This window comes from Streptomyces shenzhenensis, assembly GCF_021462265.1.
In the GTDB taxonomy this organism is placed as follows: Bacteria; Actinomycetota; Actinomycetes; order Streptomycetales; family Streptomycetaceae; genus Streptomyces; species Streptomyces shenzhenensis.
Window position 1 is genome coordinate 23131 of the sequence record NZ_JAJONF010000021.1, and the last position, 17737, is coordinate 40867.

Annotated in this window: 14 protein-coding genes; 7 read left to right on the forward strand and 7 right to left on the reverse strand. The window is 68.1% G+C overall.

What is annotated here, in order from left to right; translation table 11 throughout:
* The first annotated feature begins 133 nt into the window (after positions 1 to 133).
* Genes LQ326_RS25465 through LQ326_RS25475 form a run of 3 tightly spaced genes read left to right on the forward strand, consistent with a single transcriptional unit; the run spans position 134 to position 3440 of the window.
* Positions 134 to 403, forward strand: coding sequence for a hypothetical protein (locus tag LQ326_RS25465; RefSeq protein ID WP_234540213.1), 270 nt, complete (start codon positions 134 to 136; stop codon positions 401 to 403).
* A complete protein-coding gene (locus LQ326_RS25470) occupies positions 396 to 1019 on the forward strand; it encodes a DUF6879 family protein (protein ID WP_234540042.1) in 624 nt (207 codons plus the stop codon). Before LQ326_RS25465 ends, LQ326_RS25470 begins: the two co-directional genes overlap by 8 nt.
* 18 nt (positions 1020 to 1037) lie before the next feature.
* Positions 1038 to 3440, forward strand: a complete 2403-nt coding sequence (locus LQ326_RS25475; RefSeq protein ID WP_308402017.1) for an ATP-binding protein — start codon at positions 1038 to 1040, stop codon at positions 3438 to 3440.
* 111 nt (positions 3441 to 3551) lie between these two features.
* On the opposite strand, the gene LQ326_RS25480 is transcribed toward LQ326_RS25475, so the two are convergent.
* Both LQ326_RS25480 and LQ326_RS25485 read right to left on the reverse strand, forming a co-directional pair.
* A complete protein-coding gene (locus LQ326_RS25480) occupies positions 3552 to 3803 on the reverse strand; it encodes a hypothetical protein (protein ID WP_234540044.1) in 252 nt (83 codons plus the stop codon).
* Complete coding sequence (locus LQ326_RS25485) at positions 3800 to 4156, reverse strand: hypothetical protein (protein ID WP_234540046.1); 357 nt, start codon at positions 4154 to 4156, stop codon at positions 3800 to 3802. The genes LQ326_RS25480 and LQ326_RS25485 overlap by 4 nt, the downstream gene beginning before the upstream one ends.
* A gap of 347 nt (positions 4157 to 4503) precedes the next feature.
* Here LQ326_RS25485 and LQ326_RS25490 point away from each other — a divergent pair, with 347 nt between their 5' ends.
* The gene (locus LQ326_RS25490; RefSeq protein ID WP_181801282.1) at positions 4504 to 5364 is read left to right on the forward strand and encodes a helix-turn-helix domain-containing protein; all 861 of its coding nucleotides are present in this window, start codon (positions 4504 to 4506) and stop codon (positions 5362 to 5364) included.
* A gap of 8 nt (positions 5365 to 5372) precedes the next feature.
* Positions 5373 to 5573: a DUF397 domain-containing protein gene (locus LQ326_RS25495; RefSeq protein WP_234540048.1), complete on the forward strand. Its 201-nt coding sequence runs from the start codon at positions 5373 to 5375 to the stop codon at positions 5571 to 5573.
* A 315-nt stretch (positions 5574 to 5888) separates the two neighbouring features.
* On the opposite strand, the gene LQ326_RS25500 is transcribed toward LQ326_RS25495, so the two are convergent.
* The 5 genes from LQ326_RS25500 to LQ326_RS25520 form a co-directional block, all read right to left on the reverse strand.
* Positions 5889 to 7202, reverse strand: coding sequence for a hypothetical protein (locus LQ326_RS25500; protein WP_234540050.1), 1314 nt, complete (start codon positions 7200 to 7202; stop codon positions 5889 to 5891).
* A gap of 203 nt (positions 7203 to 7405) precedes the next feature.
* Complete coding sequence (locus LQ326_RS25505) at positions 7406 to 10606, reverse strand: type I restriction endonuclease subunit R (protein ID WP_234540051.1); 3201 nt, start codon at positions 10604 to 10606, stop codon at positions 7406 to 7408.
* A 2-nt stretch (positions 10607 to 10608) separates the two neighbouring features.
* The gene (locus tag LQ326_RS25510; protein ID WP_234540052.1) at positions 10609 to 11835 is read right to left on the reverse strand and encodes a restriction endonuclease subunit S; all 1227 of its coding nucleotides are present in this window, start codon (positions 11833 to 11835) and stop codon (positions 10609 to 10611) included.
* Positions 11832 to 13841, reverse strand: a complete 2010-nt coding sequence (locus LQ326_RS25515) for a type I restriction-modification system subunit M (protein ID WP_234540053.1) — start codon at positions 13839 to 13841, stop codon at positions 11832 to 11834. Before LQ326_RS25515 ends, LQ326_RS25510 begins: the two co-directional genes overlap by 4 nt.
* A 98-nt stretch (positions 13842 to 13939) precedes the next feature.
* Complete coding sequence (locus tag LQ326_RS25520) at positions 13940 to 16093, reverse strand: N-6 DNA methylase (protein WP_234540055.1); 2154 nt, start codon at positions 16091 to 16093, stop codon at positions 13940 to 13942.
* Between the two features lie 210 nt (positions 16094 to 16303).
* On the opposite strand from LQ326_RS25520, the gene LQ326_RS25525 reads away from it, so the two are divergent.
* Together LQ326_RS25525 and LQ326_RS25530 are read left to right on the forward strand one after the other, a co-directional pair.
* Positions 16304 to 16942, forward strand: coding sequence for a ribonuclease HI (locus LQ326_RS25525; RefSeq protein WP_234540056.1), 639 nt, complete (start codon positions 16304 to 16306; stop codon positions 16940 to 16942).
* A 64-nt stretch (positions 16943 to 17006) separates the two neighbouring features.
* Entirely contained in the window at positions 17007 to 17609 is a 603-nt protein-coding gene (locus tag LQ326_RS25530) for a hypothetical protein (RefSeq protein ID WP_234540058.1), read from the forward strand.
* The last annotated feature ends 128 nt before the right edge of the window (positions 17610 to 17737 follow it).

Genomic DNA, 17737 nt, shown 5'->3' on the forward strand with positions numbered 1-17737 from the left:
TCAGGATGCCCGCCCGTCTGCCGACCGCCCAGGGGTGGGTGCGCGGGTCGACGGGTTTTCTGATGCGTACGCCTGGGCATGCCCGGTATCGTTGACGCCACCGTCAGTGATGGTGTGGATACTGGAGGAAACTGTGGCCCGCGCTTGGGAAGCCGATCCGTCTGCGTTATTCGTCAAGCGCCTCGGTAAGTCGGCTGCGGAGCTGGGCAATTCGAAGGACGACGACGAATGCCCGGACATCTGGCAGCTGAGCAACGGTGATGTTGCCGTGATCGGCCGTGATCTCACCGCCCACTACCGGTCGTGTCTGCCGGCCGGGGTGAACCTGGGGCCGGAGGAGCGGTTGGTCGTCATCCCGGGCAACATGCTGAGTGCGGCGAAGGCGGACATTCCCGATGCTTGATCTCCTCACCCCCGAGCTCCCGGACGAGCTGGGTGAGCGGCTCACACGTGAGGACTACAAGCGGGACTTCCGCGAGCGGCGGGCGGCGATCCGCGATGGGGAGTCCTGGAAACTCGAGCGGTTGCAGCACTTCGAGGAGACCGGCGACGACAGCCGCGAGGCGCTCCGGCAGGGCGACTGGCCGGCCGTGTTGCGGCTGTTCGAGGCTGAGCGTGATGCGCTGGTTCGGCGGGCACGGAACGAAATGTCGCGGGGCGCGGTCTTCCATCGCATTCGGGTGGTCGAGGAGCCGCTGACGCCGTACGTGCAGTGGGAGTTGCACTGGCTCCGGCTGAGTGCGGAGTGCGGGCTTTCCGTTCGCGTTCTGCCTGCACCCGCGATCGCTGCGGCCGAGGGCGATGCGCTGCTGCCGGAGTTGAATCTCCTGGACAGCCGGGTTCTCTACCGTGTGCTGTACACCGAGGCCGGCCGGCCGGACGGCGCGGTCCGCTTCACCGATCCCGGCACGGTGGAGAACTGGGCGGAGTATCTCCGGGAGCTGTACACGGCTGCCGAGGACGTCCAGCCGTACTTCGACCGCGCCGTGGCCGATCTGCCTCCGCCGCCCGCGGCCTGATGAAACGCGTCGATCGACGTGCCGACAGAGGACAGCAGCCGCCCCGGAGACTCGCAGAACGACCTCTCCGGGTCGTCCCGGGATGTCGTACAGGCGGGAAGCGTCACCGGTGACATCCACTTTCACCAGGCAGCGGCCCCGGGGCCGACGCGACCCGTTCCACGGCAGCTCCCGGCCGACGTCCGCACCTTCGTCAACCGCTCCCATGAACTGGGCCAGCTGAACGCAGTACTGGCAGACGGGGACGGCGGACACGTCGTCGTCTCGGTCCATGTGGTGGCCGGGACGGCGGGGGCGGGCAAGACATCGCTGGTCCTGCACTGGGCGCACCAGGTCAAGGAGCAGTTCCCCGACGGCCAGCTCTTCGTCGACCTCCGCGGCTACGACCCCGGGGACCCGGTCACCGCAGGCCAGGCACTGCGGCGCTTCCTCCGGGCCTTGGGCGTGGCCTCGGCCGACATCCCCCAGGACGTCGACGATGCCGCTGCGATGTACCGTTCACTGCTCGCCGACCGCCGGGTCCTGATCCTGCTGGACAACGCGGCCACCGTGAGCCAGGTCCGGCCGCTGCTCCCCGGCGGTGGAGCCAGCCTCGTCGTGGTCACCAGCCGCAACCGCCTGGCAGGCCTGGCCGTACGCGACGGCGCCCGCAGGATCACCCTCGGCACCCTTCCGGAGGCGGAAGCCGTCGCCCTGCTGCACGCGGTGACCAGGGACTACCGACACGACGACGAAGAGGACAAACTGGTCGAACTCGCCCAGCTCTGCGCCCGTCTTCCGCTCGCTCTGCGGATCGCGGCGGAGCGAGCCGCCAGCCACCCGCACATGCGACTCGAGGATCTCATCAGCGATCTGCGCGACGAGTCCGAGCTCTGGGACGCTCTCAGCACCGGCATCGACGATGAAGCCGAAGCCATTCGTTCGGTCTTCACATGGTCCTACCGGGCTTTGCCCGCCCCTTCGGCCCGTCTCTTTCGCCTCCTCGGACTGCACCCGGGTCCTGAGATCAGCCTGCAGGCCGCAGCCGCTCTCGGCGAGCTCACACTCAGCCGGGCACGGCGACTGCTCGACGACCTCGTCGGCGCCCACCTGGTGGAACAGACCGCTCCGGACCGGTTCCAGTTCCACGACCTTCTACGCGCGTACGCCGCGGACCTGGCGCAGGCCGAGGAATCCCCCGAGCAGCGACAAGCCGCCTTGAGCCGTGTCCTGAGCTGGTATCTGCATACTGCAGACGCCGCCCAGACGTGGCTCTACCCTTCCGAGGACCACTTGCCACTGCCGGCGCCTCTCCCCGGCGTACAGCAACTCGTCTTCGCCGACTACAACGCCGCGGTCGACTGGACCGAACGGGAGCACGGCAACTTCCTCCATGCCGTACGTGCCGCCGCCCAGCACGGACTCGACAGGACAGCCTGGCAGTTGGCCACCGTCCTGTGGTTCGCACGACCTCCCTCGGCGTCGGAACGCGACTGGCTGGAACTCGGCCGGATCGGATGGACGGCAGCCGTCTCGCAGGACGACAGAAGAGCGCAGCTGCGACTCCTCCTTAATATGGGGATCGCGTACCGGGCTCTGAACGACTTCGACGAGGGACTGGATGCTCTCGGCAAGGCCGTTGTCCTTGCACGCGGTCTGGAGAGCCGGTTCGACGAGGCACGTGCCCTCAACCTCATCGGCCTGATCCATCTGCGACAGCGCGATCTCGGTCGGGCGGACGCACGTTTCGGCGAGGCGTTGTCACGTTTCCGGGACCTGGACAACCACCGCTGGACGGCGATCACGCTGGCCAATATCGCCGGCACCCGATTGAGCTCCGGCCGCCTGGCCGAGGCCGCCTCGGTCGTCGACGAAGCCCTGGCCGCACACCGGGCCCAGGCCAACCGGGCAGGCGAGGGCAATCTGCTCCGGATCAAAGCCGAACTCCAGCTCGAACAAGGCGACCCGGATGCCGCCCGACGATCCATTGACGATGCTCTCGAGATCGCCTTCGCACTCCGCGACCACACCCGGGAAGGATTCTGGCTGCTGACCCTGGGCGGCATCCAGAGAGCCACCGCACAGTACGGCGACGCGCTCGCCTCCTGTCAACGCTCGGCCATGCTCCACCGGCGTCTCGGCGACCGCAGCCGCGAAGCCCTGGCCTGGCGGGGCACGGGGCAGACATACGCTGCCATGGGCCGCCGCGACGAAGCCGCGGTGTTCCATGGCCAGGCCGCGACCGTTCACCGCGACCTCGGGGACATGTGGCAGCTCGCTGTGGAACTCGACCGCCTTGCCGCCGCTGTCCGCCCGGAGGACCCCGATTCCGCCCGCGCCCACTGGACCGAGGCATTGACCCACCTGGCCCCGTACACCGACCTTCGGGCCACGGCTGTCCGCACCCGCATCGAGTCCCTGCTGGCCGGATTCGGCGACTGACTCGGAGTGCTCGCCCACGGCCACGAACCGGCGGCTGGGCACCCAGGTCTTGCAAGGCCAGCCGAGCCAGAAGAACGCACCCGGTCCGAAGAGCTGGGGCCGACGGCCGGATCAGATCCAGGTCACTTGGCGAACGTACACGCACTCGTGCCGGGGAACGATGAGGTAGACGAAGAATCCGCTGTCGACGTGTGCGGTGTCTCCCTTCGGGCCCAGCCCTTCGTACTGTGTTCCGTCGAGGTAGAAGGCCGCAGCCGCCCGCACCAGCTCGTCAGCCCTTTTCTCGACCTCGGTGACGAACGCCGGCGGTGCTCCGCCGATGACGTACGCCTCGCTGGGGTCGTACTCCCACCTCCACGTCACTCGGACACCGCCTGCGTCGCCGCGTCCTCGACGGCACGTAGCTCGTCCATGGCGGATCGGAATGCGGGGTCGTCCTTGCTGGTGGTGCCGTGGATCGCGGCGAGAGCCCGGCTACGGCGTGCGGAGAGATCGGGCCGGCGCTCGATCTCCACCTGGGCGGCCCAGTGGGTCAGCCAGTGCTGCAGGTGCCCGATCTTGCTGGTCCGGATGGCGGCGGCGAGAGCTTCTTCCTTGTGCTTCTCCATCTCGTCCAGGCGGTGAGGGGCGATCCGGGCGAGCGCCACGCGGACGGCGTCGGGGGTACGTTCGGGGCGTGGGACCAGCTCCGGGCTGTGGTCCGGCTGTGTGCTCACGATGTCCTCCCAAAGGGTGCCTCGGCCAGCATATCCAGCCGGGGCGTACGTATCAGAGGTCGTCGTCCAGGCCCTCCGCACGGCGGATCATCCGCCACAGGGGGTGGAGCTGAACGGCATCGCGAAGTGGCCTGTGGGGCTGGTGGGCCGGGGGACGCGATCGGGGGGAACGGTCTCGCTGTTCATGCCCCCAAAGGTCCCGGTGGTGGCGTAGCGTGACCAGTGGTGACGCACCGCCGCGTACCGGTTGTACGCGACGGAACGGGAGGTGTACGAGGCGCGCGGCGTGACCGGTTCGGGGCGGGGGCGTTGGGCCGGGGAACCGGGCCGGGGAGGCGGTGCAGACGATGGAGACAGTGGAGCGGGGCGAGGGCGAGCGGGAAGACGCCGGGCCGAGGCCGGAGGACGAGCCGGGGTCGGGCGTGGTGACGGCGTTCGGACGGCAGTTGAAGCTGCTGCGGGTACGGGCGGCCCTGGAACGGCCCGAGTTCGGGAAGCTGGTGGGATACGCGGGGCAGTCGATCGCCTCCTTCGAGCAGGGGCGGCGGATCCCCCCGCCGAGGTTCATCGACCGCGCGGACGAGGTCCTGGACGCCGGGGGCGTCCTCAAGGCGCTGAAGGAGGAGGTGGGGCGGGCACAGTATCCGGCGTTCTTCCGGGACATGGCGCGGTTGGAGGCGCAAGCGGTGGCTCTCCACGTGTACGCGGCCCAGGCGGTTCCCGGTCTGCTGCAAACCGACGAGTACGCGCGAGCCGTGTTCACCATGCGGCGCCCGTTGCTTGACGAAGACACTATCGAGCAACGGGTCGCAGCCCGCCTCGCCCGACAGGAGATCTTCTCCCGCAGGCCGATGCCGACCTTGAGTTTCGTGATCGAGGAGTCGGTACTTCGACGCCCCATCGGTGGTTGGGCGTTACTGCAAGGACAGCTTGAGCAGATCATGCTGCACGCGCACCGCCGAAACGTGGAGGTCCAGATCATGCCCAACGACCGCACGGAGCACTGCGGTCTGGCCGGACCCTTCACCTTGATCGAGGACCGCGACGGGCGGAGGATGGCCTATGTTGAGGTCCAGCGAGACAGCCGCCTCCACACCGACAGGTCGGCCGTCAGGGAGATCGAGGAACAGTACGGAATCCTTCGGGCTCAGGCGCTGACTCCTCATGAATCGCTGGCCTTTGTCGAGGAACTGCTGGGAGAGAAATGAGCAACCAGATGCCTGAGCCGACTGTGCCGGAGTCAGCCTGGTTCAAGAGCAGCTATAGCAGTGGCGAGGGCGGGGAGTGTGTCGAGGTGGTCGACGCCGCCGGAACCGTACACATACGGGACTCGAAGGCCCGATCCGGACCGGTTCTGACGGTCACCCCCGATGCGTGGGCCGGGCTCGTCCGGCTCGCCGCCGACCAGACTGTCTGAGCCGTACATTCACAACCCCCGTGGGTGCCCAGTCGCGCTGCCGACTGGCCCCACGTCTGGGGTCGTACTCCCTCACACGTCACTCGGACACCGCCCGCGTCCCAATGTCCTCGACGGTACGCAGCTCGCCCGCGGCGGATCAGAATGCGGAGCTGTCCTTGCCGGTGGTGCCGTGGATCGCGGCGAGAGCCCGGCTACGGCGTGCGGAGAGATGCGCGGTGGGCAGGGACGGCAGGTGCGGACGCCGAAGGTGATGACGTCCGCACCGAAGTCTTGGGCAACCCCACACCACTCACCAAGTGAGTGCGAGCGCGTCTACCCCGCTGCGGGCAGCGCGGGGAACACGACCACCGAACCGTCCCTGTCGCGGGCGATCTCGATCGCCACGTCTGTCGAGCGGCTGTTGACCATGACGCCGTCGCCCAGCTTGCGAATCCGGTGCGCCGCGCGCATCAGACGATCGACTTCATCGGTCGTGAAGACGGGCCGCCAGCCTTGCGGGCCTGCCAGCTCCAGCGCCGAAAGGTGTACCAGCACACGGGCGATGCCCGACTCCAGCTCGTCGAGGCGCTGCTGGTCGCGCTTGAGCTCGCGGGTGAAGTTCTCGAACATGTTGTCAAGGTTGTCCTGCGCATGCTCGACCGCCTGCAGGACGACGACCCGCCGCTTCAGCGCAACGGCCAAGGCGGCGAGTTCGAGGTGGGCGCGGAACGTGCCGCCATGCTCGTCGACGCCGGGGAACGACTTGGTCAGCGTGCCGATCTCGACGGGCTTGCCGTCGGGCAGCTTGTCGAGTGCGCTCTGCCACTGGGCAAGGCGGCGGTCAGCGCGGCCCAGCGCCGTGTTGATGGCGTGCACTGCCGAGTCCAGTCCCAGCGAGATACCGAGTTTGCCCTGGTCGAGCAGAATGGCGGTGGCTTTGTCGATGGCATCGCGGCAGCCGTCGAGTTCGCTGTGCTCCTCTTCGAGCTTCTGCTCGTGCAGCTGCTCCAGCAGTTCTGTGATGTGTTCGATAGCCTTCTGGCGCTTGTAGTCGGCATGCGCGCTCACCCCCACCGCTACGGCCATGAGCACGAGCGGCGCGGCCACGGTGAGCGCCGCGCCGCCGGCGGCCGCGGCACCGGCTGTCGCACCGGCTCCGCCGACCGCGCCTGCTGCGGCCACTTTGCCGACCGGCACGAACGTCGCGTTGGCGGCGATGCCCGTCGAGTTCATGAGTGCACCGTGGATGCCACCGGCGACCGCCTTCGATGGCATCGAACGGACCATGCCCTGACCGAGCTGGGCGGCGACCTTCGCCGGAACCACCATGCGATACAGGATTTCGCCGCCGGCGGTCGCCCTGGCCGCCGTAAGGGAACTTCGCGTCGATTGCGTGATGAACTGCGACAGGTGCTGCGCCAGGGGACTCGCGGCATCGAGCGGGATGCCTCGGCTGCGGTCGAGCCTGTCTGGCAGCGGATGCGCCTCAAGCGTGGCGATCGGCGCGTCGGCCATGACGGCCAGCACACCGCGCAGTTCAGCCAGGCGCTCAGCCGTCATCGGCTCGTCTCCGGCCAATGCGGGCACCCGGACGTCACCGGTCGCCAGCGTCCACACCGGAACGAGTGCCTTGCGGGCTTCAGCCATCGTCTCCCCCTCTTTTCCCACAACAACCTATGGCGTACATCGGACAAGAACGGTATGAGCCTCGTGCAGTCGGTTACGGGCGCTGCCTGCAGGTGAAGTGACGATCACCAGGGCAACCCACCGCCTCACCCACGGCCGTCAGGCCGCAGACGGATCGAGGCCGAAGGGCGCCCCGGCCGGCATGTCCGGCCGGGGCGTACGAGTCAGACGTCGTCCTCCAGGCCCTCCTCGCGGCGGATCATCCGCCAGGCGGCCTTGCGGGCGCTGCGGTCCAGGCTGGACTTGAAGCCCTTGTCGGGGCCGAAGTACTGGCGGCCCATGCCCGCGATGGTGTCGATGTGGTCGGCCATCTTGTCCGCGAAGACGTTGTCGAAGACGAGACCGAAGTTGTCCTCGTCGTTGACGACGGCGGCCGCCCGCACCTTCGGGTCGGCCTTGGCCTCCTCGAACGGGCGGATGACGTCCTGCTCGGTGAACTCGGTGCCGAAGCGTTCGTTGAACTTCTCGATCAGCTGCGAGAGCAGCGACTTCTCCGCTTCCTTCGCGCCGCCCGAGCCGTCGCCGAAGCCCTGCATCGTCGTCGGCCCCTCGGAGGTGAGAGAGACGTCGTACTCGCCGGTCTTCTCCACGCGCATGTGGCTGAGGTCGATCTCCCCTATGTCCACGCCGCCGTCCGCGCGGCGCGGCAGCCGGTTGAGGAGGTAGCGGCCGTAGAGGTGCAGCCGCTCCAGCTCGGCGTCCCGGTAGGGCACGATCTGCGCGAGGAAGCCGTACTTCCTGACGTAGTCGTTGAGGTCGGCGCGGAAGCCCTCCGCCACCTCCTGGTCGTCCTCGTCCTCGCTTTCGAGCAGGGGCGTGAAGCGGGCGACGGCCGGCGAGAGCAGCCGGTACAGCTCGGCGTGCAGCTTCTCCCACTTGGACTGCGAGCCGGCGGCCTTCTCTTTGGCGGCGAAGTACGCGGCGGCGAACTCGTCCATCTCCTGCCCGGACAGGATTCCCGCCTGCATGACCCGGCTCTGCGCGGTGTAGAGCAGGTTGGGGTCGGAGGGGAGGGTGTTCGCCTCCTCGAAGTACGGGCGGAAGGAGTCCTGTATGTCCTCGGCGTCGTTGACGAAGTCCAGTACCGCGAGGTCGGCCTGGGTCTTGCGCTCGGCGGTCCGGTTCAGCCGGGACAGGGTCTGGACGGCAGAGATGCCGGTCAGCGTCTTGTTGACGTACATCGTCGTCAGCAGCGGCTGGTCGAACCCGGTCTGGTACTTCTCCGCGACGACCAGGATCCTGTACTCGCGCTGGCCCGTTCCGCCGGCGCGCGCGGCCTTGTCGTCGGCACGCGTGTACGCGAACGCCTTCGGCAGCGCGCTCTCCGACAGCCCGCCGTTCTCCTTCGGCTCGGTGGTCTCCTCGCCGTCGATAGTGAGGGAGCCGGAGAAGGCGACAAGGACACCCAGGTCGGGATACTTGGTGTCGTAGTCCCGGTCCTTGATGTAGCTCTTGATCGCACGTGCCATCTGCACGGCGTTCTGCCGGGAGGCGGTCACGACCATCGACTTGGCCCGCCCGCCGAGACGGCCGCGGCTGTGGGTGACGAAGTGCTCCACGATCACCTGGGCGTGCTGGGCGACCGTCGAGTCATGGGTCAGCGCGTACCGGGCGAGCAGACTGTTCGCCTTCGACGGGTCTACCTCCTTCTCGTCGGGGTTCTGGTTCACCAGCTTCCAGTACGTGTTGTACGTGACGTAGTTGCGCAGCGGGTCGAGGATGAAGCCCTCCTCGATCGCCTGCCGCATGGAGTACGTGTGGAAGGGCCGGTAGGTCGCCTCGCCGGCGATGTCCTGGAGCGTGCCGAAGAGTTCGAGGGTCTTGGCCTTCGGCGTGGCGGTGAACGCGAAGTAGGAGAGGTTCGCGGCGCGGGAACGCTGCTCCGCCCTCTTCTTGAGCTGGTCTTCGAGGGTGGCGGCGGAGGGGGCTTTGACCGTGGTCGCGCCTTCGTCGTCCGAGTCGGAGTCCAGGCCGAAGTCGCGCAGGGCGGACCGTACGGCGGTGGCGGCGTCGCCGGACTGCGAGGAGTGCGCCTCGTCCACGATGATCGCGAAACGGCTGCCCCGGATCTCGGTGGGGTTGCGCTGGAGGTAGTCGAGCAGCGCTGGGAAGGAGTGCAGGGTGACGGTGACGATCTTCCCGGTGTCACGGGAGAGGGCCTTCGCGAGCTGCTCGCCCTTCGCCCCGTGCTTCTCGTCGATCTTCACGACGAGGCCCGCGGTCTGCTCGAAATTGCCGACCGTTTCCCGGAGCTGGGCGTCCAGGTTGCGGCGGTCGGTGATGACGATGACCTTGTCGAAGACCGGCACGCCCGGCTTGAGGCCCTTGGCCACGGCCTCGGCGTCGAGTTCGTGGGGGTCGGTGGGGGTGTGCAGGTCGCTGAGGCGGTGTGCGAGCCAGCCGATGGTGTTCGACTTGCCCGAGCCGGCCGAGGCCATGATCAGGTAGTCGTGGCCCGCGCCGTGGGTGGCGGCGTGCGCGGTGAGCTTCTTGACCGCGTCCCACTGCTGGAACCTGGGGAAGACCATCGTCTTCGTCGTGCCGCCGCCGGGTGTCTTGCTCTTGTGCAGGTGCACGAATCGTTGGAGCAGGTCCAGCCAGTTGTCCGGCTGCCAGACCTGCTCCCAGAGGTACGAGGTCGCGTACGTGCCGTAGACGGTCGGGGCCGGGTTTCCGGCGCCGCCCGGCTGACCAGGGCCGTTGGAGCCGGTGTTAAAGGGCAGGAAGCGGGTGTTCTTGCCCTTGAGGTGGGTGGCGACGAAGACCAGGTCCGGGTCGACGGCGAAGTTCGCGACGACCCGGCGCGTGAAGATCAGTTCGGTGGGGTCCCGGTCGGTGCGGTACTGCTCCTTGGCCTGCTCCACCCCCTGCTGGGTCAGCGGGTTTTTCAACTCGGCCGTGGCGACGGGGATTCCGTTGAGGAAGAGGGTGAGGTCGAGCTTGTTGCCCCAGTCGGCCTGCTTCGTCGCGTACGCGAGTTCGCGGACAACGGTGAGGCGGTTGGCCCGGTAGCCGTCGAGCACGGAGTCGTGGGCGACGAGGTTCGGCTTGAAGTAGGCGACGCGGAGGAGGACGCCCCGGTCCTTGACGCCGTTGCGGAGCACGTCGAGGAGGCCGTTGGTGGCGATGGCCTGGTCGAGACGGCCGGCGAATCCTCGCTGCGCCTCGTTCGGGTCGCCGCCGTAGACGGTGAGCAGTTCGTTCCACTCGTCGGGCTGGGTCGCCCCGATGAAGGTGAACAACTCGTTCGTGTCCAGGCCGAGATCGGCCCGGTAGTCCTGCGGGCGCGCCTCACGCCAGCCGCGCTCAACCATCGCGGCGACTATGGCGTCACCGAAGGCGGACTCCGTGTGGATGGGGCTCATGGCTACGCGGTGACTCCGTCCGTTACGTTGCGTCCGCTGGCAGTGGATACGTCGAACTGGCCGGATACGGCGGCGGTGATGAGGGCTTGGCGGCGTTCGGCTGCCAAAGTTTCAGAGCGCACGATCAGTTCACGAAGCGGGCGCAACCCTTTGATCCGATCGCCAATTTCACGCTGCCCATCAGGAGGCACGACTGGGATAGGGATTCTTCCGAAGAGATCCCAATTTCGGAAGTCAACAGCCCTCTCGCGCGTACTGGTTGCAAAGTTGCCGAGGTATCCCTGGAGGGCTAGTAGGCGCAGAAGCCGGCCTAGGAAATATGCGTCTCCATCGCCAGTAGGAGTACAGACATGGTAGACAGGACTGCAATTCCCGATAGCTTCAGATGTGCCGATGGCTCCTGCGAAGCCGTCGAGGCCGTGCACGACGACATCTCCCACTTGGACGCTTTGGCCCTGCGGATCAGCGGAGGATGAAAGAGTGTACCCTTCCGCGCGTCGCAAGCTCCGCTCGGTAACTTGGCCATCTCGATAGGCTGTGATTACACCCACATCGGCGACCGCAGGCCGCACCACCTTGGTCAAGATCCGACGAATGGGAAGTGCAGGATGGCCAGTTGTGTGGCGCACCAATTGGCTGGATCCGATGTATTGGAGCACTTGGCTGTTGATGCGCTCATCCATGAGGGAAACCAATCGTTCCTTCTTGGAAACCAAGTCGTCGATCTTGCCAATTTCGGCGTCGAGGAAGTTGGCGATGCGTCGCTGCTCCTCCAAACCAGGTGCTCTGAAATCGATGTTCGCGTACCGTTCAGCATTGAAGTTCTGAATCGTTGAGGCAACCGATTCTGAGCGAATCTTATGCTGGAATGGTTCGCTTCGGGCGACGTAGGCGAGGAAACGAGGCTCCGCGCTCCACAGAGGGCGAAATCTGACCAAATATCCGGCAAATGTTGCCCCTGCGTCGGAGGCGCGAACCAGGTACGACTGCCCGGGAGGAGTACCGCTTCGCGAAAGGAGAATATCACCTTCTTTGAGTGTGAATCGCTCCTCTGGAAGGTCTGATACGAACACACCATCTTCTGTAGGGGTGAGCCTTCCGCTACTGATATCCGTAGTGCGCAGCAAACGCACCCCCGACTCGACGTAGTTTTCGGCCGAGGTGTTAAGTCCGTACTGCCCAGCGTCTACGCATAGGTTTTTCAGGCGAACTTTACTCCAGACAGTCACTCTGTCACCTCACTCAGCAGCTTCTGAATCTCCGCCTCCAGTGACTTCAACTCCTCGTCGATCTTCGCCAGCGGCCTCGGGGGCTCGTATACGTAGAAGTGTCGTGTCACGGGGATCTCGTAGCCGATCTTCGTCTTCGTGTGGTCGATCCACGCGTCCGGCACGTGCGGCAGCACCTCGCGCTTGAGGTAGTCCTCGACGTCCTCGCCGAGCGGAACGTTCTCGTAGTCCCGCAGGTCCGCGTCCGGCTCCGGTGCGCCTTTGACCTTCTGGACCTCGCCCTCCGGATCCCGGACCCCGACCGTCTCCCGTACCGCCTTCGCGAACGGTGCTCCCGACGGCCACGTCAGACCGGCCGCGACCACCGCGTCCTTGAGCGCGATGAACGCCTCGGACTTCGTCGTCCAGGACGAGCCGAGCAGCGTACGCACCGCCGCGACGAACTCCTCGCTCCGCTCCAGCTTCGCGACCGGCTTGGCCTCCGTCAGCGCCGCCAACGTCTCCTCGGTGACCTCGAAGCGCAGCTTCAGCGGGCGTTCGACGGTGATGCGCTGGTAGCCGAAGTCCTCGTTGGCGAAGACCTTGACCTTGCTGTGCAGCGGGTGCTCGGGGTCCTTCGCGACCTGCACCGCCTCCGCGTACAGCCGGGTGATGTCGCCGATGTGGTCGGGGCGGCCGTTCGTTCCGTCGCCCAGCTCCTTGCGCTTGTCGCCGAGTGACTTGCGCATCTTCTGCCACTGGTCGCGTGCGTCGAGCAGGACGACCTTGCCCTTGTGGTCGGCGTCCTTGCGGTTGGTGAGGATCCAGAAGTACGTGGAGATACCGGTGTTGTAGAAGAGCTGGTCGGGGAGGGCGACGATCGCCTCCAGCCAGTCGTTCTCCAGGATCCAGCGGCGGATGTTGGACTCGCCGGACTCGGCCGCGCCCGTGAACAGCGGGGAGCCGTTGAAGACGATGGCGATGCGGGAGCCGCCCCCGCCGTGCACGTCCACCGGCTTCATCTTCGAGATCATGTGCTGGAGGAAGAGCAGTGAGCCGTCGTTGATGCGCGGCAGGCCCGCGCCGAAGCGGCCGGCGTCGCCGAGCGACTTGTGCTCGTACTCGACCTCGTCCTTGACCTTCTTCCACTCCACGCCGAACGGCGGGTTGGCGAGGATGTAGTCGAACGAGCGGCGGGCGTGGCCGTCGTCGGAGAAGGAGTTACCGAAGGCGATGTTGCCCGGGTCCTGGCCCTTGATCATGAGGTCAGAGCGGCAGATCGCCCAGGACTCGGGGTTGAGCTCCTGCCCGTACACCTCGACCGTCGCGTCCGGGTTGAGGGCCTTGATGCGGTCGTCGGCGGCGCTGAGCATGCCGCCCGTGCCGCAGGCCGGGTCCATGACCGTGCGGACGACACCCGGCAGGCTCAGGGCGTCCCCGTCGGGCGCCACCAGCAGGTTGACCATCAGCTTGATGACCTCGCGCGGGGTGAAGTGCTCACCCGCGGTCTCGTTCGACTGCTCGGCGAAGCGGCGGATCAGCTCCTCGAAGATGTAGCCCATGTTGTGGTTGGGCACGACATCGGGGTGCAGGTCGAGGTCGGTGAACTTGCCGATGACCTGGTAGAGCAGGTTCGCGCTGTCGAGCTTCCTGACCTGCTGGTTGAACTCGTACTTGTCGAGGACCTCGCGGGCGTTGTCGGAGAAGGCGCCGACGTAGATCTGGAGGTTCTTCGCGGCGTTCTGCGGGTCGGCCGCGATCTTCCGTAGCGTGAGTTCGCTCTTGTTGTAGAAGGAGTGGCCGGAGGCCTTCCGCAGGAAGCGGTCGGTGTCGATGTCCTGGCCGGCGAAGCGGGCCACCGTCTCGATGACCTTGTCCCGGGTGGGCTCCAGGACGCACTCCAGGCGGCGCAGCACGGTGAACGGCAGGATCACCTTGCCGTAGTCGGACTGCTTGTAGTCGCCGCGCAGGAGGTCGGCGACGGACCATGCGTGGTTCGCCAACTCCGTGTGCTTGCTGCTGTTCAAGGGTCCCCGAGTTCCTTCCGAGCCGTTCCGCCGGGCGAGAGGGCGAGGGGGCGGGTGCGGCCGAGTGTGGTGGATGTGTGAAGAAGTGTGTCAGTTCGTCAGGCCGACGCGGTCTCCGGTGGGAGCAGTGCGCCCGCCGTCAGGCCGGTGGTCAGGAGGTCCGCGTACGCGCGGGCCAGGTCGGTGGCCCGGCGGGCGGCGGTGTTGAGTTCGTGGACGCGGCGGAAGGCCTCGCCGTAGCGGCGCTGCTCCTGCAGGGGCAGCAGCGGTACGCGCAACCGTCCGGGTTGGAGGTGGACGGTGGTGCTGCCGGTGGATGCCCCGGTGATGTTGTCGTGCGCGCCGACGAAGCCCGCGAGGAACCAGGGGTCCAGTCGTGCCGGGTCGGGGCGCAGGAGGTAGAGGTCGTGGCCGAGCAGTGCGCCGATGTCCTGCTCGTCCGCCGGCCGGGCCATGTTTCCGCCGTCCCCCGTGAACACGCGTACCAGGATGTCCCCTTCGGCGATGACCGGTGACGATTTCAGCGGAACGCTGTCGAGGAACGTACCGGAGGCGGGTACGCCGTCCGCGATGTCGGCACCGAGCAGGACCCGCCGCCCGGAGTTCTCGGCACGCCAGTGCGCGCCCTCGGTCTTCTCCCGGGTGTCGGTCGCCGCCCGCAGGATCTCCAGGGCGCCGCCACGGGCGAGGTCGGAGAGGGTGGCCGTGCGCCACTGCCGTGGGGAGTCCCCGGTGGGCCGCCAGGTGCCCTGAGCGGCCTGGGCGAGGAGGCCGGTGTGCTCGGTCAGCCGCTCGCGGTGGTCGTCGGCCTGCCGTGACACCTGGGCCGGGTCGATGTCGGCGGGCAGGGCGCGGACCTGGCGGGCCGGGGTGAGGTCGACGACCTCGTCGAGGAGGTCCAGTACGGGGACGGCGCGGGCGATGCCGGGCTCGTCGGAGAAGGACTCGGGGTCGGCGCGGAAGGTCGTCCAGTGGTCCAGCACCGTGGCGGTCAGTTCGTCCCAGTCGAGGGTGTCGCGGCGGCGGCGCGTCCCCGTCGAGCCGGGCGTGCTGTCGGACCGGTTACGCGACCTGTCCTGTTGCCGCTCGCCGTCGGCGTCCACGAAGAGCACGGAGGCGCGGTCCGGGCCGTCCGGCTCCGGGGTCCGCAGGATCCACAGCTGGAGCCCGATGTGCAGGGGCGCGGCCGCGCCGGACGGCAGGGCCACGACAGCGCGCAGGGCGCCGCCGCGTACCAGTTCGGCGCGCACACGGCGGCCCGAGGCGCGGGCGGCGGTGGCGGGGGGCAGCAGCAGCACCGCGTACCCGCCGGGGCGCAGGTGGGCCAGGGCATGCTGGATCCAAGCGAGTTCGGGCTCCGAGCGCGGTGGGACGCCGTAGGCCCAGCGAGGGTCGTAGGCCAGCTCGTCGTGGCCCCAGTCGCGGTCGCCGTAGGGCGGGTTGCACAGCACCGCGTCGACCGGGGGCTGCGGGAAGGCGTCGTGGCGCAGGCTGTCGCCGGCTTGTACGGCCACCGCCGCGTCGGGGGTGGCGAGCAGCAGGCGTACGGCGCTGCGTTGGGCCTGGACCGGAAGTGCGTCCTGGCCGTACAGCTCGCGGGCGCCGTGGCGTGCGGCGGCCGCGAGCAGGGTGCCGCTGCCGCACGCGGGGTCCAGGACCCGGGCCGTGTCTGCGGGCAGCAGGCGGGCCATGAGGTCGGCCAGGCGGTCGGGGGTTTGGTAGGTGCCGGTGGAGGCGCTGTCCTCCAGTTCCCGCTCGGCGAGCACGTCGACGGCGGCCTGGGCGCCCTCCTCCCGTACGCAGTGGATCAGTGCCCGTACGACGGCCGCGTCGGCTGCTGTGAAGGGGGCGGCCCCGGTCTGCGGAAGGGTGCCGGTGAGGTCGGCGACGGCGGCGTCCGCGTGTGCGGCGAGGTCGGTGTCCGGCAGGCCGGCCAGCTCGGTCAGCTCGCCCGGGGAGCGGCGGGAGGTGGCGAGGACCAGGGGGAGCAGCGGTGCGGCCGGGCCGGTGCCCACGGGGTGCAGCCGCAGCAGGGTGCGCAGCTCCTCCGCCGGGGCGGCGGCGGACGCCTGGCCGCGGGAGCGCAGCCAGGCGCGCACGGATTCCAGGTCGTAGAGGGGGCTGGACTCGTTGCCGCCGGCCGGTGCGGGGAAGTCGTCGTGCCGGCGGCGCCAGTTGCTGACGGTGGCGCGTGTGACTCCCGCGATGCGGGAGATCTCCGCGGCTGTCACCTGGGCTGACGGCTGGGGCATGACGGGTTCTCGCCTCTCGTCGGGTACAGCGAACACGCTACACCATGAACTAAGCGCGTGAACATGTTTGACAGTGCTTTCAGTGTCATGCTTATCTGTAGAAGCTTCCGGCCGGCAGTGGTCGGCGGAAGCATCCTCGGGGACCGGTCGCCGCGGGCCGTCCTCTCTCCGCCGCCGCCCCGTCACGAAGACAAGGAGGCAACAACTGCCATGGGTCGTCGTTCTCCCCTCGCCCACGCACCCCGCCCCACCACCTCCACGCACCGCCAGGTGTTCGTGAACGACAGGGTCAAAGCCGTCGCCGGGCCGATCGTGCTCGCCACGGACGCCTCTGTCGGCGGCCCGGACCGGGTGGCCTCCGGCTACCTCGCCACCACCGGCCACGCGGGTCTGCGCGCCCACGTGTACCCGAAGTACCCCGTGCGCTCTCACTCCCGCGTGGTCGTCACCGAACTGCGCGCTGTGTACTGGGGCCTCAAGGCGGTCCTCCACGAGCACCCCGGCCGGCCCGTCGAGGCCCGCGTGGACAACCTGCAGGCACTGCGGCACCTGCACAGCTGGCAGCAGGGCGGGACGGACATGCCCGAGGGCTACGACACCCACCTGCGCTCCCAGGGCCGCCGGCCCAGCCTGGTCAAGCTGCAGCTGCTCGCCGAGTACACCCCTGACCTGACCTTCGTCCACGAGAAGGCCCACGCCGGTCACCCTCTCAACGAGGCCGCCGACTCCCTCGCCAAGCTCGGCCTGCGCTGCGCGCGCGGCGCCGTCCCGCGCACCGAACTCCCGCGCCTGGTCCCGTTGTGGGCCTCCGGCGCCCTCGCCGACTACCGGCGCTCCCGGGCCGCCTGACACGCCTTCCCGTCTCGCACGTCACACGCACCCGCAAGGTGCCTCTGCATCCCCTGGGGGGACCATGAACCAGCAGCAGAACCCGCAGCAGCCCCAGCCCGGTTGGGGCGGCCCGCAGCAGCAGGGCTACGGCGCTCCGCCGTTCCAGCCGCAGCCGCCGAAGAAGTCGAAGGCGGGGAAGATCGTCGGCTTCGGCTGCCTCGGCGTCGTCGCCCTCTTCGTTCTGATCGGCATCGCCGCCGCGGCCGGTGGCGGAAACGGCGACTCCACCGACACCGGCGCCAAGGACAAGGCCGTCGCCGCCGGCCGCACGCCGAAGACCGACAAGGCCGAGACGACGCCCGCGCCGAAGCCGAAGCCGAAGCCAAAGACGCAGGCGAAGCCGAAGACGCAGGCGGAGCAGTTCAAGGCCTGCGTCGCCAAGTCCGGTACGGCCACGGAGAAGAAGGCCGTCCAGCACGTCACGAAGGTGACCGGCGCGGACAAGCGGAACGACATCCTGGACTCGGCCGAGGTCTACACCGACTTCACCGGCGGGTTCATGAGCGACAACCAGGGGGAGGCGAAGCTCATCGCCTCGGCGTTCACGTCCTGCTACGAGTCCAAGAACGGGCTCGTCAGCGTCTACGGCCAGGACGGCGACCTCATCGCCAACGCCAACTACTGATCCCCTCGACCGAGACCGTGACGGCGGCGCAGCGGCAGCTGATTCTGCAGCGGCGAGTGGACTGACATCCGGGCCGGCCGACTGCCCCAGCTGGTCAGTACGCCTTCGAGGGTGACGGTGAGGCGATC

Excerpts from the sequence above, each read along its gene's own strand:
- LQ326_RS25470 (WP_234540042.1), top strand. The coding sequence starts at position 396 with ATGCTTGATCTCCTCACCCCCGAGCTCCCGGACGAGCTGGGTGAGCGG.
- LQ326_RS25490 (WP_181801282.1), top strand. The coding sequence starts at position 4,504 with ATGGAGACAGTGGAGCGGGGCGAGGGCGAGCGGGAAGACGCCGGGCCG.
- LQ326_RS25495 (WP_234540048.1), top strand. The coding sequence starts at position 5,373 with ATGCCTGAGCCGACTGTGCCGGAGTCAGCCTGGTTCAAGAGCAGCTAT.
- LQ326_RS25500 (WP_234540050.1), bottom strand. The coding sequence starts at position 7,202 with ATGGCTGAAGCCCGCAAGGCACTCGTTCCGGTGTGGACGCTGGCGACC.
- LQ326_RS25505 (WP_234540051.1), bottom strand. The coding sequence starts at position 10,606 with ATGAGCCCCATCCACACGGAGTCCGCCTTCGGTGACGCCATAGTCGCC.
- LQ326_RS25520 (WP_234540055.1), bottom strand. The coding sequence starts at position 16,093 with ATGCCCCAGCCGTCAGCCCAGGTGACAGCCGCGGAGATCTCCCGCATC.
- LQ326_RS25525 (WP_234540056.1), top strand. The coding sequence starts at position 16,304 with ATGGGTCGTCGTTCTCCCCTCGCCCACGCACCCCGCCCCACCACCTCC.
- LQ326_RS25530 (WP_234540058.1), top strand. The coding sequence starts at position 17,007 with ATGAACCAGCAGCAGAACCCGCAGCAGCCCCAGCCCGGTTGGGGCGGC.